Origin of the sequence: Ferrimonas lipolytica, assembly GCF_012295575.1 — a bacterium.
Lineage (GTDB): Bacteria > Pseudomonadota > Gammaproteobacteria > Enterobacterales > Shewanellaceae > Ferrimonas > Ferrimonas lipolytica.
In genome coordinates, this window is record NZ_CP051180.1 from 3288241 (window position 1) to 3313050 (window position 24810).

The following is a 24810-nucleotide window of genomic DNA, read 5'->3' on the forward strand; positions in this document are numbered from 1 at the left end:
GAAGTTTAGGTTCTATGCGAGCGACAACAGCGAAAAGTGGATTTACGCTGATAGAGTTAGTCATGGTGATTGTTATCTTGTCGATCCTGGCAGCCATTGCTGCTCCGCGTTTTATTAACCTGCAGAATAACGCCCGTGACTCGGTGCTAACCACCTTTGCTGCCGCAGTAGAAAGCGCCAATGAACAGATGCTGATCCTCTCTAAGATGAGCAGCTACCGAGCCAAAGCGGTCTCCCGCCGTGATGATCTTACCGATGTCGACATCGACGGCGATGGCAATTTCAACACTCGCCTAAAGTGCGGTTACTTAGATAACACCGATGTCGTTAAGCGCCTAGATTACAGCGACGACCAACTCAATTTTGAGTACCGCGGCGTCGACTACGTATTCTTTGGCTACGCCGAACAAAACAGTATTGAGGCCAGCGCTTGTTACTTTGGTTACCGCCAAGCAAACGGCACAACCAATAGCTGCCCCGATGGCGTTACTCCAACCTATCTACTCAACACCAGCGGCTGCTAATCGAAGCTATGCCAACCTCGTTACTACGGTTGTTGCTCACTACACCTATCCCAAGTGCTTGTGTCGATGCCATTATCGTTAGCAATATCGCTAAAGCAGCTTTCCATCGATTGCTGATAGACGGAATCGGTTAACATCTTCTGTAAATCCATCGGTTTTAAGCAATCGTCAACCATACGGCTGGCCATCGTTATACACTGCGACTCATTCAAATTGATACAGCTTAAGAATTCGCTGGCGCTGCAGTCCTGTTTGGCCTGTTGCTGAGCAGACTCAACAATCTGCTCTTTGGTCGGCATCTGCATATGCTGCTGAGCTTGCTCTAATGCTTGCTTGGCCATCTGTTCCAACTGCTGTTGTGACATCGTCTCATCTGCCATCACCGCCAGTGGCAACAACAACGGTAGTGCCTTAATTAAGTCCATCTGTCCTACTCCTTGCAAGGCTAATACTAACGCAGCCCCGCTTAATCGGAGTCGCTAGCCATTAATCATAAGCGATTAACAGTGGTTGATCAGCCCCCATCCGCGCGTTGATTACTGGTAGCTGATAAAGCCGCTGCAGATAACTGCTAAGCCTAGGCCATCGCTGTGGATTAGGCTCTATGCCAGCGTATTTAGCGTTAATAAACTGGGTGGCAATGGCGAAATCCGCTATCGAAACCTCAGTCCCCACTGCAAATTCAGCCGGCGCCAACTGAGTCTCCAAATAATCAAACACCGGCGGCTGCTCTGCCGCTACAATCTGCGCTACTCGTGCTGTATCGGTATCGCCTTTACGTAGTAATCGTCGTGCCACTATCTCAAAAAATACTGAGGCAGTAACGCTCATTAGGCTGGTGTCGGCGTAACTCTGAAGCCAAAGGCACTGAGCGCGCTGCTCAGGCAGTGCTGGGTAGATAGACGGTTGTGGATAACGACACTCAAGATAATCACAGATAACTGCTGACTCTAATAGCGGTTGAGCTAACGTTGCATCAGCAAAGGCGGGGATCTTGCCTAGCGGGCTGATGGCGCGAAACTCAGGAGAGGGATCTCGCGGAAACAACGGCTGTGAAGTGAAATCGATCCGTTTGTATTCCAGTGTCAGCATTACCTTGCGCACAAACGGCGACAGCGGAATACCGTAGAGGCTGTTCATATCATTTACGTCCCTGTTGATGATACATCTGAAACCACAAATGCTATTGGTTTAATAGCAACTCTTACTGCGTACGCTGGGCGCAACAAAACGTCAGCCAATAGCAGCATCGCTAACTCAATCGGGTTTCCCCTTAGGGTGTGAAAAACAGCATCGCTTTAGCAACATTAGTCGTCAATAAAGACAACCGCGATAACGCCTTCATCGACAGCGCTCTGACCCCAAGGCTTACGCCGATTCATAACGACCAATATGTGAAGTCTCCCACATCTTGGTTCAGAGCATGGATGAATGAGGCTCGAACAATCACTGCAGCCTATATGTCGAATAGCGCTTCCTCAACTCGGAGCGGCTAAAAAATGGGGGGTTCACCGCTTCGAATCCCTAAGGAATCTGGGGCGTCGTCAGTTATTTCGCCACAATCGCGCAAAGATTAAACAAACCGGCAGAATTACTTGCTCAATTGATATCCGCTGCTGCTAAGGGTTGCTAGAATCAACGACATCAACGAAGTAAGGACTGACCCTCATGAGCTTAGAGCTACTAGAAAAATTAGAATCTCGAGTAAATAACGCCCTAGAAACTCTAGAAATCACTCAGCTTGAGTTGGAAGAAGAGAAGCTACGTGGTGTTGAACTAGAACAACAACGTGACAACCTGCAGTCGGAAAACCAGCGTCTAAAAAATGAACTGGCAGAATGGCACCAGAAGGTTGAAGGGTTACTGGGTAAGCTGACCGTTGATGTGGCTTAAGCCACTTTCCGCTGGTGAGATTACCAACAAAAAGCGCCGCTATGATAGCGGCGCTTTTTTGATGGCAATCTGAAACCAATAAAGTCGTTATTACGCTGTCTTAGGGATACTTAACAGCTTATTTAGTTCTCGAACAACACTGCGCATCTTATTGGTACAGCGGCTAGGCATTACAAAACGCCCATCTCTAAATTCGATTTCACCAAGTTCATCTTCTTGCACCCGCACCACACCGTCACGGAAGATCTTGGCGTGTTTGGCAATAAGCCGGGGCGCATATAGAGGAAATATTCTCATCGGTAATTCCTTTTCGATCTCCTGCTTCAACCATGAAGTCAGACACAACTTATCCATCAAGGTTCAGATTAATGAAACCAAGGCAACGGTTCCGCTGCCTCAGTCAAAAACCTTGTTACTGCTTTGCAGCTAAGTAGTTGAGCAGGCCGTGTAGGTCGTTTAGCGACTTAATGCTTCCCATCTCAACTTTATATTTATTGTTGACGATCAATGCTGGAACGCCACGAACACCGGTAGCGCTCAGATCTTTCTGCCACTTCTTCACCATCGCATTTACAGGGAAGCTTTTAGCTGCCTTGTCGTAATCGTCAGCGTTAACACCTGCATCCACAAAGAACTGCTTGATAGAGGCATCGGTAGTAAATTGACGGCCAGAATCTTGAATAGCGGCAAACAATGGCAGCTCGATGCTCTCTTCAACCTTCAGCACTTTAGCAATTGCTAAAGCACGGCTCATGCGCATGCCACTGCCCGGACCATTGCCGTTGATAAAATCAGCGTGGGCTTGTTGGAACTTAACGCCGTCAGCCAAGCCTTGCTTAATCGGACCAACGTAGGTCTGAGCGAAGCTGTAACAATGCGGACAGTAAAACGAAAAGTATTCAGTCACGGTTGGAGTGCCATTCACTGGAGCTGAGCTCACTACTTCATAGTGAACGCCTTCCTGATAATCCGCAGCCCACGCCATTGGCGCCAACATCAATGCGAATACAATACCCATCAATTTTTTCATATTTATGCTCGTTCCATTACAAATGTGCTGCGAACACTGTGCCGCAGCATCGATAAAAATTCCAATCAGTAGCCCTGACCTGGAGCTAAAGAAAGCGGCGCCTCATCCAGCGCGGCTAACTGTTCTTTCATCGCAAGAACCTGCTCTTCCCAGAATTTGTCCGTTCCATACCATGGAAAGTTCCGTGGGAAAGCTGGATCTTGCCAGCGTTTGGTCAACCACGCTAGATAATTGATCATTCGTAATGCACGTAAAGGCTCAATCAAGGCAAGCTGGCTAGTCGGTAAACTGGCAAAGGTTTCATACCCTTCAAGCAGAATGTCTAGTTGTAATAAGCGCTGTTGTCGGTCGCCATTAAGCATCATCCATAAGTCTTGAACAGCCGGTCCCATGCGGGCATCGTCTAGATCGACAAAACTTGGGCCGTCATCCATATAAAGAATATTGCCCGGGTGCATATCGCCGTGCAGCCGCAAAATGGATTGACTATGGTTCAACGGCGCTGCAATACGCTGTAACAATTGTTCCAGTACCGTATAAAACGCGGTTTCCAGATAACTGCCCATTTGCGCCTGTTGCTGCAATATTGTTTTCGCTTCATAACCGAACTCTTGGATGCTTAGCGTTGGCCTATGCTGGAACGCTTGCTTCTGCCCTTGCTGATGCAGGCGCCCTAAGAATCGCCCTACTTGCTCCAACTGATCGAGGTTGTCGACCTCAAACTGACGTCCACCAACGCTGCGCCACAGCGCAAATTGGTAACCTTGGTGGCTAAATAGGGTTTCACCATCAAACTGTAACGGGGCGGCAACCGGCACCTCTTCGTCCGCCAGTTCTTGCGCAAATTGATGCTCCTCTTTGATCTGCGCTTCGCTCCAGCGTTGCGGCCGGTAAAATTTGGTGACGTAGCGATGGCCGTCATCAGCACGAAACTGATACACCCGGTTCTCGTAGCTATTCAGCGCCAACAAACCACTTTCAGGGTAGATCCCAAGGGTTTCAATGGCATCAAGAAGCAAATCTGGCCCGAGGGATTGAAAGTCAAACTGAGCGTGGCTCATTCGGTCACCTTAGCTGCAAGTGTGCGGAGGAATTGGATATCATCAACGTTACCTTGAAGCCACAGGCTGTCGCACAGCGACTCAAAATGCAGCTCCAGCGGTTCACCCTCAAAGGTTACCAACCAAAACAAGCGGTCGGCGCCCTGTTGCAGCTCCCCTAACTGACAATCCAATCGTTGCAGTAACGTTGGTACCATTAGCAACGTTTGCTCTTGGGTTAGCGGGCAATGCCACAACAGTTGCTCTGGTGCGGATGACTGTATCGTTAACTGCTGCAAGAGAGAGTTAGCGTTTGGCTCCATGCGGGGGCTTCCTGACAATAGATATGATCTTGTGGCTGAGGATCATAGGGGCGAGTTAAGGCGAGGTGCAAGCGTTCTAATGGACCATTGTCACCCAGCTCTGCCGCTTCAATCGCCGCTTGAGCTAGATGGGTGCGTAAGATAATGACTGGATTAGCCGCTGCTCGTTGTTGTTGCCACCCATCTACATCTGTAATGACCCCAATTCGCTGCTGATACTGCTGCCACCACAACTGCATCTCATCGCCGCCAAGCAGCGGACAACGCTCGGCATTGGGGTCGAGCTGACTAAACTGCCGCAGGGTAAGGTGATAATCCGCCTGCTGGCTTTGCAACTGCGATAACAGATCCGCCAGCAGTCCCAAATCCGCTGGAGTAGGCTCAACCAGTCCCAGTCGTGCCCCCATGCGCTCCAAGTAACGCTGTACCAAGGCCGGTTCATAGCTCGCCAGTGCTGCTTCTAGTTGCTCGGCTGGAATAAGTCCACTAAGTGCCGTAGCCAATTTGGTCAAATTCCACATTGCTACGCCAGGCTGTTGATCAAAGGCATAGCGACCACTGTGATCAGAATGATTGCAAACATAGCCGCTGTTAAACTGATTTAGAAACGCAAACGGGCCGTAATCGAAGGTTTCCCCGAGGATCGACATGTTGTCGCTGTTCAGTACGCCATGGCAGAACCCAAACGCCTGCCAATCAGCCACAGTGGTGGCGGTGCGCTTCACTACCTCGGCCAACCACTGCGCCCGTGCATCTGGCGCGTCTTTTAGGTGTGAAAACTGTTGCTCGATGCAGTCTTGTAACAATGCTTCAAGCTGCTGTTGCTGCCCGGTGTAATAGAAATACTCAAAATGACCAAAGCGCAGATGCGATGAGGTTACCCGAATGGTGATTGCCCCGGTCTCAACCTCTTCTCGGTACACCGGAGTGGATGAACCAACCACAGCAAGTGCCCGAGAAGTGGCAATACCAAGGTGATGCAACGCTTCGCTGGCCAGAAACTCGCGCACGGCGCTGCGCAATACCGCCCGACCATCGCCACCGCGACTGTATGGGGTAATACCACTGCCTTTGGCGAACAGCTCATAGCCATTACGCATCCCCAATAACATGCCACGCCCATCCCCTAGCTGCGGAGTATAGCCACCAAATTGGTGGCCGCTATAGACCTGCGCAAAGCCAGCCCACGGCAGCTGGTTATGGCCACTAAACAGCTGTAGCAGCTGCTCATCTGGCTTCAAGCCGAGTTGTTGTGCCACCGATTCGCTCCAGCCCAACCAACGGGGTTGCTGTAACGGCTGCGCGCTGACTTCACTGCCGAGCCACGGTAGCCTTAAACCAATACCTTGTTGCCATCCTTGCAGTTCCATCGGCGCTCCTGTTGTTGATCTTGACCGCAATCATCATCGCCGGGTTATGGCGTTGTCTTTCGCTTACTGCTGCTTTCTTATACTCTGCCACAGTTCACAGGGAGTTAACTTATGAAGCATGGACTATTTACGCTGTCACTGTTGGCAGCAACTAGCGTTGGCGTTAATGCCGGCGAGCGCAATCACGCCATCACCATCGATGATTACTTTACCATCCAAGGCCTAAGCCAACTTGTCCTCAGTGATAACGGCAAACAAGCGGCTTGGGTTCAATCACACTGGGATAAAGAGGCCGATAAAATCCTGAAGGATCTATGGCGTATCACCCTGCCAGATGGCACTCCAGAGCGTTTAACCTTCACCAGCGAAAACGAAAGCTCACCCGTTTTCAGCGCTGACGGGCGCTACCTCTTTTTCAGCAAAGCGCAGAAAAAGGACGAGGCGGATAACCCACCATTCAATGGCAAGACGCAGATTTTTCGGCTTAGCCTCACCAGCGGTGAAACAGTACCAATTACCTCAGTAAAAGCAGGTATCAGTAAGTTTCAGCTTCAGGGCGATAGTCTCTGGTTTCTGAGCGAACGGGAGCACAAAGAGTCAGGTCCGTTTGCAACATTGCGTGCCAACCATGACAAACCGCAGTACGGCCACGGTACGGTTAGCGTAAATCCCTTGTATCGGTTAGATCTAAACAACTACCGCACTGAATTGGTTCTCGATGACGATAAGGTGGTGTGGGACTTTGATGTCAGCCGTGACGGTAAACGGATAGCTCGAGTCACCACCTTAGATAACGAGCTGGTTCACCTTGAGGGGTGGAGCGAGGTGGAGGTTTATGATGTCGACGCCAAGCGCAATACCGTGTTAGCTGATGACGCTTGGCGCGCTCAAGCACCGTCACCCTATGGCTGGTTAATGCAACCGCGTTGGAGCAATGACGGCAATCAACTGGCGTTTCGTATCGACTACGATGGCTACCCAGGCCAGTTATTTGTCAGCCGCATCGATAACAGCGGCAAGGTCACCAATCAGCTCGATATAGCCCGCCAAGGGGACGATACCCTCAATGGCAGCAACATCCTGTGGCGTCCAAATAGTAATGAGCTGTGTTACCGCGTCTATGACCACGGTCGCGTGCCGCTGCGCTGCACCACCGTACGTGACGCCAAACAGGGAAAAACCCGTACCCTAACTCCAGCTGATTATGTGGTCGGTGGCTTTCAGTTTAGCGCTAACGGCAAACAACTTGCTCTTAGCCATAACGGCCTTGACCACTTCTACGAACTTTACAGTGGTAAGGTTGGCAAGCCGCCGGTTCGACGTACTAATATCAACCCCCAGGTCGATAATTGGTTACTGCCACAGATCTCAACAGTCCGCTGGCAGGCTCCTGATGGCAGCACGGTAGAGGGAATTCTGGAGCTACCAGCTGGCTATAAAAAAGGCGACCAACCGTTACCACTGGTGGTGCAGATCCATGGTGGGCCAACGGCGGCAACCTCCTATTCGTTGGAGCACCGCAGCTATGGCCGCAGTGTGTTCGCCGCTAATGGTTATGCGTTGTTGTCACCGAACTACCGCGGTTCTACCGGCTATGGCGATCAGTTCTTGGTCGATCTGATCGGTAAAGAGCACCTGATTGAGGTTGCTGATATTGAAGCTGGGGTCGATAAGCTCATTGCTGACGGCATCGTTGACGGCGAGAAACTGGCTGTGATGGGCTGGAGTAACGGTGGCTATCTTACCAATGCCCTGATCAGCACCAATAATCGCTATAAAGCCGCCAGCTCTGGGGCCGGGGTGTGGGATCAACGGTTACAGTGGATGTTAGAAGACACCCCAGGACACGTAATCAACTACATGCAAGGCCTGCCGTGGGAGCAAACCGAGGCGTACCACAACGCATCGAGCTTAAGTCACGCTGCGGATATCACCACCCCCACGGTGATCCACATGGGTGAAAACGACGAACGGGTGCCAGCACCTCATGCTAAAGCGCTCTATCGCACCTTGAAACAGTATCTCAATGTGCCGACCGAGTTGCTGATCTACCCTGGCGAAGGTCACGGACTGAGCACCTATCAACACAAGTCCGCCAAGATGAACTGGGATCTGGCTTGGTTTAACCACTATGTTTTGGGCAAAGCAACGTCGCAATCGTAGCCCAGCCAACCAAAACGGCCTCGCAATCGCGAGGCCGTTTTATCAAACGAACAACAGCCTAGAAGCGGTAACTGGCTTGCACGCCCAATAGCCATACATCGCCGTCTACTTCACCTTCATACAGTGCACCTAATGCCGGCTGCTCTTCAGTGATGTCACCATCGCCAGTCGCAGCAATGTAGGTTGCCGAGAAATCTAGAGTTAACTGTGGGCTAAACTCGTACGCCACACCACCGCTAAGCCAGATCCGATCGGAATCTGGAATACTCAGGGTACGATGCTCGTTATCGACTGCTGCTTGATCATAAGCCACACCGGTACGCATTAACCAGTTGGAGTTAATGCGGTAATCAGCACCAAGCGCAAAACGCCAGCTATCATCGAACTTCTCTTCTTTAAGCAGATCGGAACCGCCGTCGTAATCAACGATCAGATCGTCAAATTCACTCCATTGGGTCCACTTAATTGAGGCGCTCATGCGCAGAGCCGGGGTTAACTGATGGGCACCAGCGAATTCAGCAAATGCCGGGAGCGTAACGTCCATCGAAGCCGAGCGCTTCACATAGCCCGCTTCTCCAGCAAACACGTTGTAGTCCCCTTCTAACTCCAAATCGATGGCACTGTGGTATGCAAAACCAAGCGAGTGACCTTTATTCGACTGCCAATGGACCCCAAAGTTATAGCCCCAAGCGATATCATCGCCGGAGACCTTGCTAAGCAGAGTGCCGCCGGGTGGGTAGGCAGGTGCTGCGCCAACCGCAACCAATTGTTGATTTAGACCATCGGTCCAACTCGGCGCATGGGCGATGATCTCGCCGTCGGCGTAAAGAGCACGAATACCGAAACCGATGCTGTAGTTCTCATCGATAGCGTAAGCAACGTTCGGGTTCAGCTCTACGGTGATCACTTCGGTCTTAGAGCCCAAGAATGCCGCAGCATGATCGTCACTTGGGGTTTCGCTGGTCAAGCCATAGTTTGAGGTAACACCGATCCCATAAGCCCAAGTATTGTCGACCTTATGGCTGAAATAAAAGTTCGGCACCACGGCACTAGGAACATAATCGTTCAAATCCGCATTGGCTTGCTGCATCTGTCCAGTAACTGGGTTGAAATAGGTGACGGTACCATCGGTATCAACTTCGGGATCAATATAGACCGCACCAGCAGAGAATTGTATGCCATCAAGGGCAAGCAACATTGCTGCGTTGCGACCTTGGCTTGAGGCGTTGTCGGCAACAGCAGCGGCACCAGCAAAAGCACGACCAAGGCCAGTCGCTGAGGTTTCAGAAAGCTGGAATCCAGCAGCTGAGACATGACCGCTAACCAGCGCAGCGACCAGTAAAGATAGTTTACGGAACTGCATAACTACTCCATATCCATTGGCGTTATTATTGTTGTAAGAATATTAAGAAGTTACAAATTTGAAACAAGCATTTAAAACAAGTTCGCCTTTATATGCGTCAGATCACATTATCCCTAGAGGATCTGTAGCGCTTTCCAGCTCAACTTAGAGTAATAACTTCAAACTGAAGCGAGTTTCAATCACCGCCAAATAAGAGTAAATACTCTAATTTAGGCTTTAAAGGGCTGTGTCGTAATTAGCTGTTGAAGTTTATCTTAAGCCTTCGGCTTCACCGATTGCGGTGCTTTTAGGGGGGGCGCGGTGGCGACGGCACATTCTTGGATGCATTAGGGGGGAGCTTCGCCCCCTTTGCCCCCCTTGCCTTAGGTCGCAGTCCAAAGCGGTAGAAGATCAACGACGGTAGTGCTTTACCAGTATTGGAAAGATCAACACTTAATTGGTACACAGCCCTTTAAAGCGGATATTAATCGCTATAAGGCGCTAAAAGTGACCGAATGCAGCGGAATTAACGAATGGCGATACGAATTAAAAGCAGATTAAAAGCCACACAATTAGGCAGAAAAATGAAAAAAGCGAACAAGAAGCCCGTTGCTAAACGGGCTTACATGCCATTAACGCCAACTTGGTTGTTGCTGCTCGAACGCCGATATCTGTTGCTGCAACGCTAAGGTTTCACCGATAGCATCCAAGCCCTGCAACAAGTTTTGTCGCGCGGCTTCATCCAGCTCAAAAGCAAAGCGGTCGCCTTGACTGCTGATCACCACCTTATCCACCAAATCGATCTGAATCGGTGCCATTGAGCTAGCCAGTTGCTCAACTTGCTGTACCGGTAGCACTACCGGTAACAACCCATTGTTGATCGAGTTTTGATAGAAAATGTCGGCAAAGCTTGGGGCAATCACCGCTCGAAATCCAAAGTCTTCCAGCGCCCAAGGGGCATGTTCACGGCTGGAACCACAACCAAAATTCTCTCCTGCCAGCAGGATAGTGGCACCATTGAACGGGGCTTGGTTCAAAATGAACTCAGGATTCAGTTGCTCGCCGGCATCATCCAAGTAGCGCCAATCGTGAAACAGATGCACACCAAACCCTTCACGGCTTACCTTAGCTAAAAACTGCTTCGGGATAAGTTGGTCGGTGTCGATGTTAGCGTGCAGCAACGGCGCTGCAATACCGGTGTGTTGAGTAAAGGCTTGCATCAGTTGGCCTCCTGTAATGGCTGGGCGGTCATGGTGCGTACATCAACAAAGTGGCCTGCCACTGCGGCTGCAGCGGCCATCGCAGGGCTAACTAGATGAGTGCGGCTGCCGCGTCCCTGCCGCCCTTCAAAATTACGATTAGAGGTTGAGGCACAACGCTGCCCAGCGGTTAAGCGGTCTTCGTTCATGCCCAAACACATCGAACAACCAGGCAGGCGCCATTCAAACCCAGCCGCAGTAAAGACTTTATCGAGGCCCTCCTGCTCTGCTTGCTGCTTCACTCGCTGTGAGCCCGGCACTACAATCGCCTGCACCGTACTTGCGACCTCGCGCCCCTTGGCAATGCTGGCCGCAGCACGAAGATCTTCGATACGAGAATTGGTACAAGAGCCGATAAACACCACATCCACCGCAACCTCAGCTATCGCTTGGTTTGGAGTAAGGTCCATGTACCCCAGTGCCTTATTGGCCGCACTTTGTTCAATAAGATCGGTCATGGTTTGTGGATCTGGAATAACGTCATCGACGGCCATCACTTGGCCTGGGTTGGTGCCCCAACTGACTTGCGGCGCAATCTTACTGCCATCAATGCAAACAGTGGCATCGAAATCTGCATCATCATCGCTACGTAGCTCTGTCCAATCGGCAATGGCTTGTTGCCACGGCCCTCCTGTCGGTGCGTATGGTCGGCCAGCAAGGTAATCAATAGTGGTTTTATCCGGTGCAACCAAGCCCGCTTTCGCCCCCAACTCAATTGCCATATTGCACAGGGTCATCCGCCCCTCCATGCTCAGAGCTTCAATGGCAGTGCCACAGAACTCGACCACAAAGCCGGTACCGCCGCCGTGACCAACGGTACCAATGATCGCCAGGACAATGTCCTTAGCACTGATGCCTTGCCCCACCTCACCAAACACCTCAATTTTCATGGTTTTGGCTTTACGTTGGCGCAAAGTTTGGGTAGCCAATACGTGCTCAACCTCGCTGGTACCGATACCAAACGCCAAGGCACCAAAGGCACCATGAGTCGCGGTGTGGGAGTCGCCACAAACGATGGTGCTGCCGGGTAGGGTTAGACCTAACTCAGGTCCAATCACATGAACGATGCCTTGGTTATGATGATGGATATCAAACAGCTCAACCCCAAATTCGGCGCAGTTCTTTTGCAAGGTTTGCACTTGCGTACGTGCCAAAAGTGGCAGTGCGTCAATAGAAGCGGTTGTGGTGGAGGTGTTGTGATCCATGGTGGCGGTAGTACGCTCCGGGCGAGCGACCTTACGCCCAGCTTGGCGCAAGCCGTCAAAGGCTTGTGGCGAGGTTACCTCGTGCACCAAGTGACGATCGATATAAAGCAGTGGCGTTTGCTCTGCTGGGGTATCGATTTGATGTGCCGCCCAAATCTTGTCATATAGGGTTTGTGCCATCACTTTACTCCTTGTGACAGACGAGCAACGATTGCGTCGCCCATAGCAGCGGTAGATAAGCCAGCCTGGCCCGCTGGGGTTAATTCGTTGGTTAAGCAGCCATCAGCTAACGCTTGGCTGACTGCGGCATCAATCGCATCTGCTGCCGCTATCTCATTCAAGCTGTGGCGTAACATCAAACTGGCGGACAAGATCTGCGCCACTGGATTAGCAATGCCTTGCCCCGCTATATCAGGAGCACTGCCGCCAGCAGGCTCATACATACCAAAGCCTGCCGCGTTCAAACTGGCCGACGGCAACAACCCCATAGAACCGGTGATCATTGCCGCCTCGTCGGAAAGAATGTCACCAAATAGATTGCCGCAGAGCATCACATCAAACTCACTGGCTCGGCGCAGCATCTGCATAGCGGCGTTATCGATATAGATATGCTCCAACTCAACATCAGGGTAATCAGCTGCAATGGTTGTTACCTCTTCACGCCACAGCATCGACGTTTGTAATACGTTAGCCTTATCTACCGAGCAGACCTTGCCACGACGTTTACGTGCAGCTTCAAAGGCCAAACGGGCGATACGACGGATCTCACCACGACTGTAGCGCATGGTGTCGTAGCCGTATTCTTGCTCACCCTCGCCGTGACGACCGCGGGGCTCACCAAAATAGATGTCACCAGTCAGCTCCCGCACCACCAATAGATCCATCCCCTTGGCGGCGATGTCGGCGCGCAATGGCGACAGCCCCTCTAAGCCCGGATGGATCTGAGCCGGCCGCAGGTTGCAGAACAGTTCAAAATGCTTACGTAGTGGCAGCAGTGAGCCGCGCTCGGGCTGACTATTGGGTGGTAAGCCTTCCCATTTAGGGCCGCCAACGCTACCAAACAAGATCGCATCCGCCGCTTCACAACCACTCATTGTGGCCTCCGGTAATGGCGCACCAGTGGCATCAATGGCAGCACCACCAACCAAATAACTATGCCAATCAATCCCAAACTCAAACTGTGCGGCCACGGCATCAACCACCTTTTGCGCCTCTGCCATCACCTCTGGACCGATACCATCGCCGGCTAACACGGCAATCCGATGCTGAGTCATACTGCTTCCTTACTGTGCTGTTGTTTCTGCTGATCAATCTGTTGCTGGCGCCATATCAAATTATGCACATACAACAGAGCTTCAGCGGCGGCTTCAATAATGTCGGTGGACAGCCCCATACCATGGAAGGTGCGGCCATTAAACTCCGCGGTAATGTCCACTTGCCCTAAAGCATCGTGACCGCCCCCCTTAGCGCCAATATCAAAGCTTTGGATACTCATCTGTTGGCCAGTAGCCCGTTCAATAGCGCGATAAACTGAGTCGACCGGACCGTTACCGGTGGCGGCTTCGGTCACGATCTGCTCACCAATTTGCAGCTCTACTGAACCAGTGGCGAAATGGTTGGTACCCGCCTGCACATTCAATTGACGCAGTTGATAATGGTTTTCCGTCTGCTGGTTCTGCATAAACAGCAATGCTTCCAGATCGTAATCAAACACCTGGCCCTTTTTATCTGCCAGCTTCAAGAAGCGTTGATAGAGACTATCCAGATCGAAGTCACTCTCCTGATAGCCAAGCTCGCCCATCCGATGCTTAATCACATGGCGACCGGAACGGGAGGTCATATTCAAGGTAGTACGTGGTACCCCAACGGATTCCGGGGTCATGATCTCGTAGGTATTCTGTGATTTGAGCACCCCATCTTGATGGATACCGGAGCTGTGGCTAAAGGCGTTAGCGCCCACAATCGCTTTGTTGGACTGTACCGGCATATTGCACAACTGACTCACTTGAGTGCTGGTACGATACAACTCGGTAGCATCGGCATTACAATCAACTCCAAAATGAGCGGCGCGAGTTTTTAAGATCATGATGATCTCCTCAAGCGCAGCGTTACCCGCTCGTTCACCAATGCCATTGATGGTGCCTTCAACCTGACGAGCACCGGCTTCAACCGCCGCAATGGAGTTGGCCACCGATAAGCCCAAATCATCATGGCAATGAACCGAGATGATCGCTTGGTCGATATTTGGTACACGGTTATAGATGTTGGTGATGATACCGCCGAACTCCGTTGGAGTGGTGTAACCAACGGTGTCCGGGATATTAATGGTGCGAGCACCAGCCTTAATGGCGGCTTCTACCATACGGCAAAGGTTATCAATAGGAGTTCGGCCAGCGTCTTCACAAGAGAACTCAACGTCGTCGGTAAAGTTGCGGGCGTACTTAATGGCACCGGTGGCCATCTCTAACACCTGCTCAAAGCTGCGTTTCAGCTTACTTTCAACATGAATATCTGAGGTAGAGATAAAGGTGTGGATACGAAACTGATCGGCAATATTCAGTGCCTGAGCTGCCGCATCAATGTCTCCTTGAACTGCGCGCGATAACGCACAGATACGGCTGTTCTTAATGGTTGCAGCAATCTGCCGCACCGAATCAAAATCCCCCGGCGATGACACCGGAAAACCCGCTTCGATAATGTCGATCCCCAACCGCTCTAATGCCACAGCAATCTGCAGCTTGGCGCTAGTTGACAAACTGGCCGCCAGCGCCTGCTCACCATCGCGCAAGGTGGTGTCCAACAAAATCACCCTATCCGACATCATTACCTCCATCCTTTTTAGGCATAAAAAAACCCGCGCAGTGCGCGGGTTTTGTGTTTGCTCGAGTCATTGTTACGTCAACCCACAGCCTCACCCCACGCAGCGTCCCGGCGGTAGTAGGCTTAGTAGAAGTCGGTCACGTAATAACATTTAAGTCGTTTCCAGTTAATGTGAATTTCACAAATGGTATGAGTCATCTTTGCCGAGTTATCGGCGCTTTGTCAACCGCTTTCTGTTTACTTTCTCGACTAAATAACACTTAAAACATTGTGACTTGCTAAGCTGATACAGTAACGATAGTTTCCGTTCAACCAACAGATTAGTAAGGTGATTATTGTGCTCAAATGGCTTATTGCCATGGTAATAAGTGCATGTTTAAGCATTAGCGGCGTTGCCGCCCAGAGCGATCCACTTGACGATATAGCACTGAAAACCAGTGAATTAGATCTCTCTGTCGTAGCGCTGCTGTTACAGCTTAAGCAAGAGCAATATCCCTATGCTACCTCGCCGTGGCAGATGCGCTGGCACCTGTTGCGCTGTGAACAAGCTTCGCTGGTTAACGATATCAATACCATGGAGCAGCAGCTGCAAGAACTAAAAGCATTTAGTCGTACCAGTGTCGATGCAACTTCCATCATCGCTCTGTGTCAGTCCAACCTCCACGCCGCTAACAACGAGTTTGCTGCCCAACAGCAACTTACTTTTCAGCTCATCAACAACACGAAAAGCTGGAACGACCCGCAGCTTAAAGCTGCCTTATTGATGAAATTGGCACTAAATCAGCCACTTGATCAGGGCCCACTGGTCATCGTTGATAACCTTTCCGAAGCATTAGTGATAAGCCAAAAGTCACCTCCATCCCCTTGGATAGGTGTTCCGCAAGCGATGATGCACTATGGTATTGCTAGGGCGTTTGATAGCCCCAACAACTTCCCCAAAGCACAGCATGCTGTAGAGCAGGCGTTACTCAATGTCCGCCCCGACTCCGTGCTGCAATGGTTTATCCAATTCAATTATGCGGTGATGTTGGAACATCAAGGCTTACTGCAACGAGCGCACCAACAACTGCAACAGTTATCAACACATCTGCCGGATGAGCAAATCATCAACCACGGCAAGATTGCCGATTTTCGTGCCAGTGTCGCCTATCAAGTAGAGGATTACCCTGCGGCTATTAACCACGCCAATACGGCCATTGCTATCTATACAGCTGCTGCACAGCCTTACCAAGTGGATTTAGCACTAATCATGCTGGGGAAGGCTAAAATACAATCCGGTGACCAATCTGGTTGGGAACACATCAATATTGCTAAACGGCTGCTCAAGCAAGACTATCGGCTTGAGCCGGTTGCTGCCGTGGAACGCTGGAGCGCCGGTTATCACCTCGCCGCTGAAGAGTTTATCAAAGCGTATCAATCACTAGCGCAGTACACCGATCTACAAAAAATCATCAACGCCGATCAACAAAAACAGGTCTTGCTCGAACAACAACAACTACTTAACGAACAGTTAGATGGTCATCGACAGCGGCTCGCTGCAACCGCAGAAGCCCACTATCGTGGCCAGCAATCACTATTACGGTGGCAGGGCTATGCATTAGGTTTAACCATGCTAGTTATTATTGTTGCGGTATGGCGTGCAGCTAACCGCATCGGCCACAAGGTTGAGCAAAACCAAACGCCGGAAGCCAAGCTTACGGTAGCGATACAACAGGCTAAGGATGAATCAGACCCACTGCCGATGCTGTTGCTACGATTGACTAACGTAGCTGCTAGCTCGGAGCGAATACGATTACAGCTGACCCAAGATCTGCGCCCGCAGGATCACTGTCTCCAGCTCAATGAGCTTGATTACCTATTGATGTTCCCGTTCGCCAGTGACGGTGAACTGCAGTGGCGTCATGAGCGGATAGCATTGCAGTTAGAAGCGATATCTATCCGTGCTTATCAGGTCGCTCAGGGACGCCTAAATCAGTTTGATGATGAGAAGAGCATCATGCTACGGCTGGAGTACGAACTCACTAGTAGTCATGCCCGCAGTCGTACTCAGCCATTGTCGATATAATCGCTAATCAAGGTTAAGAACGGCGCACCAAAGCGATCCAGCTTGCGCTCCCCAACGCCATTAATGGCTAACAGTTCACTTGGTTTAGTCGGCATGTCAGCGGCCATTTCTGCCAACGTAGCATCGTTGAAGACCACATAAGGCGGCACACCGGCTTCATCCGCTAAGGTACGGCGGAGGTTCTTCAGCTTAGCAAACAGACGGCGATCGTATTGTTGCGGCAATGCTCGGCTTTTACGACCGCTACTCTTGGTTAGGGTCAAGCGGGGTTCTGCCAATTGCAGCTGTCGCTCACCCTTGAGCACGGCGCGGGCGGCGGAGGTAAGCACCAATACCGAATGGCGGGTGATATCCTGCAATAACAAGCCATGATGGATCAGCTGCCGGATTACCGATAGCCAATGTTCATGACTCTTATCTTTACCAATCCCCCAAGTGGTCAACTTATGGTGACCACGATCTTGCACCGTTTGTGCTGCACTGCCGCGCAGCACCTCGATAACATGGCCAACCCCAAAGCGTTGTCCCACTCGATAAACGCAGGACAACGCCTTTTGTGCATCTTGGCTGCCATCGTACTGCTTGGGCGGATCGGTACAGATATCGCAGTTGCCACAAGGTTCATGACTGGGCTCATTGAAGTAATTTAACAGCACTTGGCGCCGACAGATCTGCGCCTCAGCAAATGCCGCCATCGCATTTAGCTTGTGTAGATCGACCGGATTAGCGCCGTTCTCACCTTGCTCGAGCAGATGTCTAACCCGGGCAATATCAGCAGGGTCAAACAGCAATAATGCTTCCGCCTCAAGGCCATCTCGCCCGGCGCGGCCAGTTTCTTGGTAGTAGCTCTCTATCGATTTCGGCAGATCCCAATGCACCACAAAGCGGACATTGGATTTATTGATGCCCATACCAAACGCCACGGTCGCCACCACAATGTCCAGACGCTCACGCAAGAACGCCTCTTGGGTATGGGCACGCTCATCACTACTCATACCGGCGTGATAACCCGCCGCCGCATAGCCCTTTTTACGCAGCTTCTCAGCTACTTCATCAACCCGACGCCGACTGCCACAGTAGATGATGCCAGCGTTGCCCTTTTGCTGTTCAAGGTAGGTCATCAACTGCGCCAACGGCCGCAGCTTTTCAACCACGGTATAGCGAATGTTGGGACGGTCGAAACTCGATAGATGACGCAACGGTGCATTGAGACTGAGGCGCTCAACGATGTCGTGGCGGGTTGCTTCATCGGCGGTGGCAGTCAGTGCCATTACCGGTACATTAGGAAAGCGCTGTTTTATCCACCCCATCTGGGCGTATTCAGGGCGGAAATCATGGCCCCACTGACTAATGCAGTGAGCTTCGTCCACCGCAACCATCGACAATTGCCACTGCTCGAGGCTGTGTTGCAAGGACATCAACCGTTCCGGCGACACATACAGCAGCTTGATCTCACCTTGGTGGATGGCAGCGAATAGCTGACTTACCTGCTCTCGATCAAGGCTGGAATTGAGCGCTGCCGCGGCAACGCCGCTTTGTCGCAACGCATCAACCTGATCCTTCATCAACGAGATCAACGGTGAGATGACAATAGTTAACCCAGGTAGCATTAACGCTGGCAATTGATAGCACAAACTCTTGCCACCACCGGTTGGCATGATCACCAAACAATCCTGACCAGAGACAACCTGTTCTATGACCTCTAGCTGTCCTGTACGGAAATCTCGATAACCATAGATCTGCTGCAGCAGCGCCTTGGCATGATCAGCAGTACTGGATTGGGATGGAGCATCTATGCAAGCAGAGGTCATCAATTAATCAGTTGGCGTTAATGAATTGGGGCGCTATTTTATACCAATTACACCAAATAGCTGCTCATTATTGCCAGTTTACGTCAGCCACAACTACGTTATTGAATTTGCTGTGAGATCCGCTTGTTGCAAGCTCAAATGTTGGGATTCGGCATCGACTTCAATACTGATATGGGCAGCAATAGCCAGCACGGATGGCTTAAATATTAGCGAAGAGGTTCAACGGATGAACGACAGCAATGCACAGCAACGGCGGCTTCTGGCGCAGATACAAACACTGTTTGCCAAGGAGATCCCCTTCCATCAGTTGCTGCAGGTGGAAATCAATCACTACGACCTCAATGGTCTTGAGGTTGCCCTGACCATGCGGCCAGAACTTATCGGAAACCCAGGTCATCAAATTCTGCACGGTGGGGTTACCGCAACCTTACTCGACGTCGCCGGAGGCATGACCGCATTCGCCGGCGTTATTGAACGTCACCCAGAAGCGCAGGCCGATGAGATCATGGCTCGTCTAGCCAATCTCGGCACCATCGATTTGCGAATCGATTATTTACGCCCCGGCCGTGGCAAGCAATTTATCGCAACCGGTAAGGTGATTAGGACCGGCAACAAGGTCGCGGTGGTGCGGATGGAGCTACACAACCATCAAGGCGATCACATCGCAGCTGGCACCGGCACCTATTTAGTTGGGTAATACCACTACACCCAACGGTAGCTAATGGCATAATGCGGCACTTTTTAAATTTGAGTAACCAACTATGCCACAACAAGAGCAGCGTACCGGCACGTTATATGCTATCGCCGCCTACGTTATGTGGGGAATCGCCCCGCTCTATTTCGCCGCGGTAAAATCGATTCCTGCCGACGAAATAGTGATGCATCGTGTTATCTGGTCGTTTGGGTTGGTATTGGCGTTAGTGCTACTACAGAAACAGTGGGGCCAGGTGCGAACGCTGTTACGTCGCCCTAAAATAATCGGTTTATTGTTTCTCAGCGCCTCGGTTATAGCCTGTAACTGGTTGGTGTTCATCTGGGCAGTAACCAACGATCACGTTATCGATGCTAGCCTTGGCTACTTCATCAACCCACTATTGAATGTTGCCCTTGGAGTGATGTTGCTAAGCGAGCGCCCAGGTAAGCTGTCACTGGTTGCGGTGGCATTAGCTGCGATTGGGGTGTTGTACCAGTTGGTACAGTTCGGCTCTGTGCCTTATGTATCGCTTTTTCTTGCGTCCAGCTTCGGCATCTACGGTCTAATCCGCAAACAGATCAAGGTGCAAGCCACCACCGGACTGCTGATTGAAACCGCGTTGTTATTACCGTTTGCGCTGCTCTATTGGAGTTTGATTGATACTGCCAGCGGCGACATGAGCAGTAACCCATTAAACATCAATCTACTGCTGGTGCTGTCAGGCGTGGTCACTACCCTACCGTTATTGGCATTCAGTGCCGCCGCGGTCAGGATACCCTTTTATCTATTGGGGATGTTGCAGTACATCGGCCCAAGCTTGATGCTGGTGATGGCGCTAACCATCTTTGGCGAGCAGTTTAACCCAGAGCAAACCGTTACCTTTGGTTGCATCTGGTTAGCACTGATTTTGATGAGCGCCGAGGCCCTAACCAAAGCTAGGGCTCGACGTAAAGCGAAGCGGAGTTCGGCCGCTTAGGCCTGCATCAACTCCAGCATCTTGCGGTAATTGGTCAGCGCTCGATCGCGCTGGCCAAGTTGCTCTTGCAGGGTAATAACCCCCTGATAACGAGCGACGGTAGCTTCATTAGCTAACGCCTGTTGGCGGTGGTTCAAGGCCTTGTCATAGCTTTTATGGCGTTCCGCCAAGGTGCCGTAACAATCCTCTAGTGCCGCCACATCAGCATTCGGGTATTTACGTCGTAATACGTTGCCCAACTCCTCTTCGGCGCCAGCAGAGGCATCCAACAGAACATTCAGCATCGCTTCTTCAGGTTGCCCCTTAGGCAACTTATCGAGTAGGAACGCACGGGCTTTGTCATTAGCCCCTAAACGCACCAACTGCTGAGCATAGAGTACCTGCAAGTCCTGCCGTTTTTTCAACTGACGCGGCAATGCATCCCAGCGATTCTTAACCCCATCAACGGTCTCGCAAATGGCGAAGCGCGCTTGCTCTACCTCAATAGGCAGTTGCGCCAGTTCCGCCGCTGGTAGAGCCTTATCTTTGCTGATCAGCGGGATCAACTCAGCCAGAGCATCCCAATCCTGCTGCTTGCGATACAGTGCTAGAGCCAAACGGCGTACTGTCGGCTTAGATTTAACCCCAGCATCAAGCCCATCAAGCTGGGTGCGAGCCTGTTCAAACTCGCCATCTTCAAGCAGGTAACGTACGCGAGTAATGGCGGCGGTGGTTATCGCATCTGGCTGTTTCTCGGCCTGAGTGAGGTAACCTTGCCATGCTTCACTATCACCACGTTGGTGAGCTGCTCGGGCGGCAGCAAAGTAGTTAATCATCGGTGCCTCACCAGCCTTAGCGCCTTTGGCCATCGCTTTCTCAGCTTTGCTCCAATCTTGCTCAGCCAGTGCCAAGAAACCACTCAAAGTATGCTGCTTAGCACGGCGCTGGCGCCAGCGTTTTGGCATCAACATAGTGGCACCGGTAGTGTTGATTAGTTTGATCACTAGCCACTCAAGTAACTGCAAACCAGCAAATAACACCAAAGCGATAATCACCAATGCCACCAGTGACGTTTCGACGGTGTAGTCGGCCACGGAGATCATCACATAGCCTTTATACTCAACCAACTGTGGGCCAGCAATCAACCCCGCGATCACCAGTACCGCATATATCAATAAGCGGATCATGGCGCCTCCTTCAGCAAGCTTTTCGCCACCAATTCGTGCAGCGGCTCAGCGGCGCTAAACTGAATTGATTGCACCTTGGCTAAATCAGCGTTTTGCCACGTGGCCATGCGCTTCAGAGCTGACTCAACTTGTGGCGTTTCTAAGTTGAAGTAATCACGCACCCAGCCTTGGGCGGTTTTGAGCGCTTGATCCATCGCCGCTTCATCACCCAAGTACAACGCCAATTGCGCTTGTGATAGCTTGCCGCGCAAATGCTCACGCAGGTACCACTCTTGCGCCGGAGCCAATAACGGTTGCACCTGTTCTTGACGACGGCGTACGGTAATGAAGTCATCCATCAATGCACGCCAACTGGCCACTAAGTTAGCTCGCCATTGGGTCATATCGGTCGAGACTTCGCTGCTTTGTGGTTGTTCGATTACCTCTGGTAACTCGACCCGATTCAGCGGCAGGTTATCGATCTCTTGTACCAGCGCTTCCATCGCCATGCCGATACCATCACGATCAACCCGTGGCAGGTTTTGCACCTTGGCTAAATCGTTCTGCAGCGCTTGGCGAATTGGCTTGAGTTGCGGGCTAGAAAGCAGCGCTAAACGTGCGTCCGCATCCTTTAGCAACATCATCGCAGTGTCAGGATCTTGCTCTAGAATCAACTTACGTTCGGCCATCTGCAGCAGGTAGTTAGCTTCCGCTAGCAACCAATCTTGTGGCTGGGCATTGCGCACCTTTTCTTGCTCAGCTTGGATCCGCAGCTCAGCTTGCTTGACGTTGCTGATCAACGCGCCCATCTTTTCCGCATTACCCTGTTGCTGCTGTTGCAGCTGTTCAAGGCTACCCTGAGCACGGCTACTTTGTTGCGCCAGTTGCGATTTGAGATCGGCGATGTCGTTGCTTAGCAACGCATTGGTTTGCCGCTCTTGTTGGCCTTGGAGAAAATGCCAACCGGTAAAAACGGCTGAGCCTAAACCGATAACCAGTGCAATCAAAGAGATGGTAATTGCGGCACCGCCGCCCTGTTTGTCGCGGACGGGCTCAGCCTGGGTATTGCCGTTGGCTGGATCCACCTGAACCGCTTTTGGGGTAGGCGCAGCTGCACCGGTGTTGTTGCTCACAGGGGTATCGCTCTCCACGACAGGTTTGGTGTCGACAACCGCGGCAGTAGACGCTTCATTAGCCTCTACTGGGGATGTTGATTCTGCGTTCTGTGCCGCTGGATTATTGCGCTTACGTTGGCGCGCAGCGCGGCTCTTGCCCGCAGGGCTAGTTTTAGACGGACGTTGCGGGTCCTTTGGGGTCTGCTCCATATGAATCCAGTGTTCCTATCATGCCAATGATGGCGTCATCTCCTGCACCCCCAATCACGCTAATGTCACGACAACCACGTTGTCGAGCCAGCTGGGCAATGCGCTCTACTGGCACAAGCCAGCGTTGTTGGCAAAGCCACGGGTGTGCGGCGATCGGCACCTGTTGAAAGAAGTTCTCTAGAATTTCGCCACTGGTTGCCAGTATGGCGGTAACTCCCGTTTGTTGCCACTGTTGCAATTGTAGCGGCGATAACACGGGATAAGATCGACGATATAACACCCAAGAGTAGACTTTATGACCTTGTTGTTGAAGAGAATCAGCGACCAATGTGCGTCCACCCTCGCCGCGAACAATAGTCACATTCGCATTTTTAATAGTACGCCATTGTGGCAGCGCCAATACCCCTTCGCTAGTTTCCGCCTCTGGAGCAGGATGAAACACCCGAGCACCACAGGCTTTTAGGGCATTAGCAGTGGCAGCACCAACCGCAAAACAAGGAATGTCTGGCCAGCGGCCGGCGAGTTGTTGATCAGCAAACTGGACCGCTGTCTTAGATACAAAAAACGCCGCATCAGCGTGCTGAAGCGGCGTTTCATCTAAGCTCGGCAGCGCATCAATAACCACCATCGGCGCGATGGTGGTTTGATGACCCAGTGCGTGCAACCGACTCGCCAGCGCTTCATTGCGCCCAGCAGGTCGAGTTAACAGCAGGTGCATTACTTGCTTCCGTATACCTTTTCTAAAATCTCAGCAGCGCCTTGGGCACGTAGCTTAGCCGCCAGTTCCAGACCAATGGCCTCGGCATCGTCGACTTTACCAGTGACTTCGTCGGTCAGTACTTTAGTGCCATCTGGGTCACCAACTAGGCCACGCAGCCACAGGTTGTCCCCTTGGATTTCAGCGTAAGCACCGATTGGCACCTGACAACCGCCTTCCAGTGCAGTATTCATCGCACGCTCTGCAATAACGCGAGCACGGGTTGGAACGTGCTCTAGCACCTTCAGCATCTGCACAAGTTCAACGTCATCTAAACGACACTCGATGCCTACCGCACCTTGACCGTTTGCCGGCAGTGACTGCTCTGGTTCGATGAAAGAAGCGATACGCTCTTCCAGCTCTAGGCGCTTCAGGCCAGCAGCTGCAAGGATAATGGCATCGTAATCGCCGTTATCAAGCTTGCCTAAACGAGTACCTACGTTGCCGCGCAGATCGCGGATTTCCAGATCAGGACGCATAGCACGCAACTGACACTGACGACGCAGCGACGAAGAGCCAACAATGGCGCCTTGTGGCAGCTCTTCCAGAGTCTTGTAGGTGTTAGATACGAAAGCATCGCGCGGATCTTCACGCTCACAGATAACGCTTAAACCCAGTCCCTCTGGGAACTCAACCGGTACATCTTTCATTGAGTGCACTGCAATGTCGGCTCGGTTTTCCAACATAGCCACTTCCAGCTCTTTTACGAATAGGCCTTTACCACCCACTTTTGCCAATGGGGTATCAAGAATGATATCGCCTTTGGTGGTCATGGTAAGCAGGGTAACCTTTAAGCCCGGGTGAGCCTGTTCTAGCTCAGCTTTTACGAATTCAGCTTGCCATAGAGCAAGTGGGCTTTTACGAGTTGCGATGCGAATTTCTGTACGCGCCATTGCGGTATGTTTCCTTGGCTAAAGACCGGGTTGGGTCTAGAGAGTGATTAATCAGTCGAATGTCATTATGGTGCCACCGATACAATCTACGAAAAAGGTGGAGCGACAACACATTAGCGATCTGGTTTTGCTCCGACCATCAAAAAGTTGATGTTGATCACATTTATCTTAAGGA

At 51.4% G+C, this 24810-nt stretch carries 23 protein-coding genes; 6 read left to right on the plus strand and 17 right to left on the minus strand.

Annotation, left to right across the window (positions count from 1 at the left end; genetic code table 11):
- Positions 1-14 precede the first annotated feature (14 nt).
- The gene (locus HER31_RS18935; RefSeq protein ID WP_168661706.1) at positions 15-524 is read left to right on the plus strand and encodes a type II secretion system protein; all 510 of its coding nucleotides are present in this window, start codon (positions 15-17) and stop codon (positions 522-524) included.
- Between the two features lie 23 nt (positions 525-547).
- Here the strand turns inward: HER31_RS18935 and HER31_RS14960 are convergent, their stop codons facing one another.
- Together HER31_RS14960 and HER31_RS14965 are read right to left on the minus strand one after the other, a co-directional pair.
- On the minus strand, positions 548-949 hold the full coding sequence (locus HER31_RS14960) for a hypothetical protein (RefSeq protein WP_168661708.1): 402 nt from the start codon (positions 947-949) through the stop codon (positions 548-550).
- A 61-nt stretch (positions 950-1010) separates the two neighbouring features.
- The gene (locus HER31_RS14965) at positions 1011-1664 is read right to left on the minus strand and encodes a glutathione S-transferase family protein (protein ID WP_168661710.1); all 654 of its coding nucleotides are present in this window, start codon (positions 1662-1664) and stop codon (positions 1011-1013) included.
- A gap of 528 nt (positions 1665-2192) precedes the next feature.
- On the opposite strand from HER31_RS14965, the gene HER31_RS14970 reads away from it, so the two are divergent.
- Entirely contained in the window at positions 2193-2417 is a 225-nt protein-coding gene (locus HER31_RS14970) for a cell division protein ZapB (protein WP_168661712.1), read from the plus strand.
- A gap of 90 nt (positions 2418-2507) precedes the next feature.
- Here HER31_RS14970 and HER31_RS14975 read toward each other — a convergent pair whose 3' ends face one another.
- The 5 genes from HER31_RS14975 to HER31_RS14995 all read right to left on the minus strand — a co-directional run bounded on the left by HER31_RS14975 (position 2508) and on the right by HER31_RS14995 (position 6180).
- Positions 2508-2714: a DUF1107 family protein gene (locus tag HER31_RS14975; RefSeq protein ID WP_168661714.1), complete on the minus strand. Its 207-nt coding sequence runs from the start codon at positions 2712-2714 to the stop codon at positions 2508-2510.
- 115 nt (positions 2715-2829) lie between these two features.
- A complete protein-coding gene (locus HER31_RS14980; protein WP_168661716.1) occupies positions 2830-3447 on the minus strand; it encodes a thiol:disulfide interchange protein DsbA/DsbL in 618 nt (205 codons plus the stop codon).
- Positions 3448-3512: 65 nt separating this feature from the next.
- Complete coding sequence (locus tag HER31_RS14985; protein WP_168661718.1) at positions 3513-4508, minus strand: serine/threonine protein kinase; 996 nt, start codon at positions 4506-4508, stop codon at positions 3513-3515.
- Positions 4505-4810, minus strand: coding sequence for a DUF3630 family protein (locus HER31_RS14990; RefSeq protein ID WP_168661720.1), 306 nt, complete (start codon positions 4808-4810; stop codon positions 4505-4507). The genes HER31_RS14985 and HER31_RS14990 overlap by 4 nt, the downstream gene beginning before the upstream one ends.
- Complete coding sequence (locus tag HER31_RS14995) at positions 4774-6180, minus strand: protein adenylyltransferase SelO (protein ID WP_168661722.1); 1407 nt, start codon at positions 6178-6180, stop codon at positions 4774-4776. The genes HER31_RS14990 and HER31_RS14995 overlap by 37 nt, the downstream gene beginning before the upstream one ends.
- 111 nt (positions 6181-6291) lie before the next feature.
- On the opposite strand from HER31_RS14995, the gene HER31_RS15000 reads away from it, so the two are divergent.
- Positions 6292-8343 carry a S9 family peptidase gene (locus HER31_RS15000; protein WP_168661724.1) on the plus strand — a complete coding sequence of 684 codons (2052 nt, stop codon included), beginning with the start codon at positions 6292-6294 and terminating at the stop codon, positions 8341-8343.
- A gap of 58 nt (positions 8344-8401) precedes the next feature.
- On the opposite strand, the gene HER31_RS15005 is transcribed toward HER31_RS15000, so the two are convergent.
- From HER31_RS15005 to leuA, 5 genes are all read right to left on the minus strand, one after another.
- Positions 8402-9706: an outer membrane protein transport protein gene (locus tag HER31_RS15005; protein WP_168661726.1), complete on the minus strand. Its 1305-nt coding sequence runs from the start codon at positions 9704-9706 to the stop codon at positions 8402-8404.
- 611 nt (positions 9707-10317) lie between these two features.
- A complete protein-coding gene (gene leuD, locus HER31_RS15010; protein WP_168661728.1) occupies positions 10318-10905 on the minus strand; it encodes a 3-isopropylmalate dehydratase small subunit in 588 nt (195 codons plus the stop codon).
- On the minus strand, positions 10905-12329 hold the full coding sequence (gene leuC, locus HER31_RS15015; protein ID WP_168661730.1) for a 3-isopropylmalate dehydratase large subunit: 1425 nt from the start codon (positions 12327-12329) through the stop codon (positions 10905-10907). The genes leuD and leuC overlap by 1 nt, the downstream gene beginning before the upstream one ends.
- Positions 12329-13423 carry a 3-isopropylmalate dehydrogenase gene (gene leuB, locus HER31_RS15020; RefSeq protein WP_168661732.1) on the minus strand — a complete coding sequence of 365 codons (1095 nt, stop codon included), beginning with the start codon at positions 13421-13423 and terminating at the stop codon, positions 12329-12331. Before leuB ends, leuC begins: the two co-directional genes overlap by 1 nt.
- A complete protein-coding gene (gene leuA, locus HER31_RS15025; protein ID WP_168663385.1) occupies positions 13420-14970 on the minus strand; it encodes a 2-isopropylmalate synthase in 1551 nt (516 codons plus the stop codon). The genes leuB and leuA overlap by 4 nt, the downstream gene beginning before the upstream one ends.
- 357 nt (positions 14971-15327) lie before the next feature.
- Here leuA and HER31_RS15030 point away from each other — a divergent pair, with 357 nt between their 5' ends.
- A complete protein-coding gene (locus HER31_RS15030; protein WP_238786842.1) occupies positions 15328-17034 on the plus strand; it encodes a hypothetical protein in 1707 nt (568 codons plus the stop codon).
- Here the strand turns inward: HER31_RS15030 and recQ are convergent.
- On the minus strand, positions 17016-18845 hold the full coding sequence (recQ, locus tag HER31_RS15035; protein WP_168661735.1) for a DNA helicase RecQ: 1830 nt from the start codon (positions 18843-18845) through the stop codon (positions 17016-17018). The genes HER31_RS15030 and recQ overlap by 19 nt on opposite strands.
- 226 nt (positions 18846-19071) lie before the next feature.
- Between recQ and HER31_RS15040 the strand changes: the two genes are divergently transcribed.
- Positions 19072-19542 carry a thioesterase family protein gene (locus HER31_RS15040; RefSeq protein ID WP_168661737.1) on the plus strand — a complete coding sequence of 157 codons (471 nt, stop codon included), beginning with the start codon at positions 19072-19074 and terminating at the stop codon, positions 19540-19542.
- A gap of 64 nt (positions 19543-19606) precedes the next feature.
- Positions 19607-20515, plus strand: coding sequence for an EamA family transporter RarD (gene rarD, locus HER31_RS15045; protein WP_168661739.1), 909 nt, complete (start codon positions 19607-19609; stop codon positions 20513-20515).
- On the opposite strand, the gene HER31_RS15050 is transcribed toward rarD, so the two are convergent.
- From HER31_RS15050 to hemC, 4 genes are read right to left on the minus strand one after another with little or no spacing between them, the layout of a single operon-like run.
- On the minus strand, positions 20512-21681 hold the full coding sequence (locus HER31_RS15050) for a heme biosynthesis HemY N-terminal domain-containing protein (RefSeq protein WP_168661741.1): 1170 nt from the start codon (positions 21679-21681) through the stop codon (positions 20512-20514). The genes rarD and HER31_RS15050 overlap by 4 nt on opposite strands.
- Entirely contained in the window at positions 21678-22985 is a 1308-nt protein-coding gene (locus tag HER31_RS15055; RefSeq protein ID WP_168661743.1) for a uroporphyrinogen-III C-methyltransferase, read from the minus strand. The genes HER31_RS15050 and HER31_RS15055 overlap by 4 nt, the downstream gene beginning before the upstream one ends.
- Positions 22948-23703, minus strand: a complete 756-nt coding sequence (locus HER31_RS15060; protein WP_168661745.1) for a uroporphyrinogen-III synthase — start codon at positions 23701-23703, stop codon at positions 22948-22950. Before HER31_RS15060 ends, HER31_RS15055 begins: the two co-directional genes overlap by 38 nt.
- Positions 23703-24635, minus strand: a complete 933-nt coding sequence (gene hemC / locus HER31_RS15065) for a hydroxymethylbilane synthase (protein WP_168661747.1) — start codon at positions 24633-24635, stop codon at positions 23703-23705. The genes HER31_RS15060 and hemC overlap by 1 nt, the downstream gene beginning before the upstream one ends.
- Positions 24636-24810: the final 175 nt, after the last annotated feature.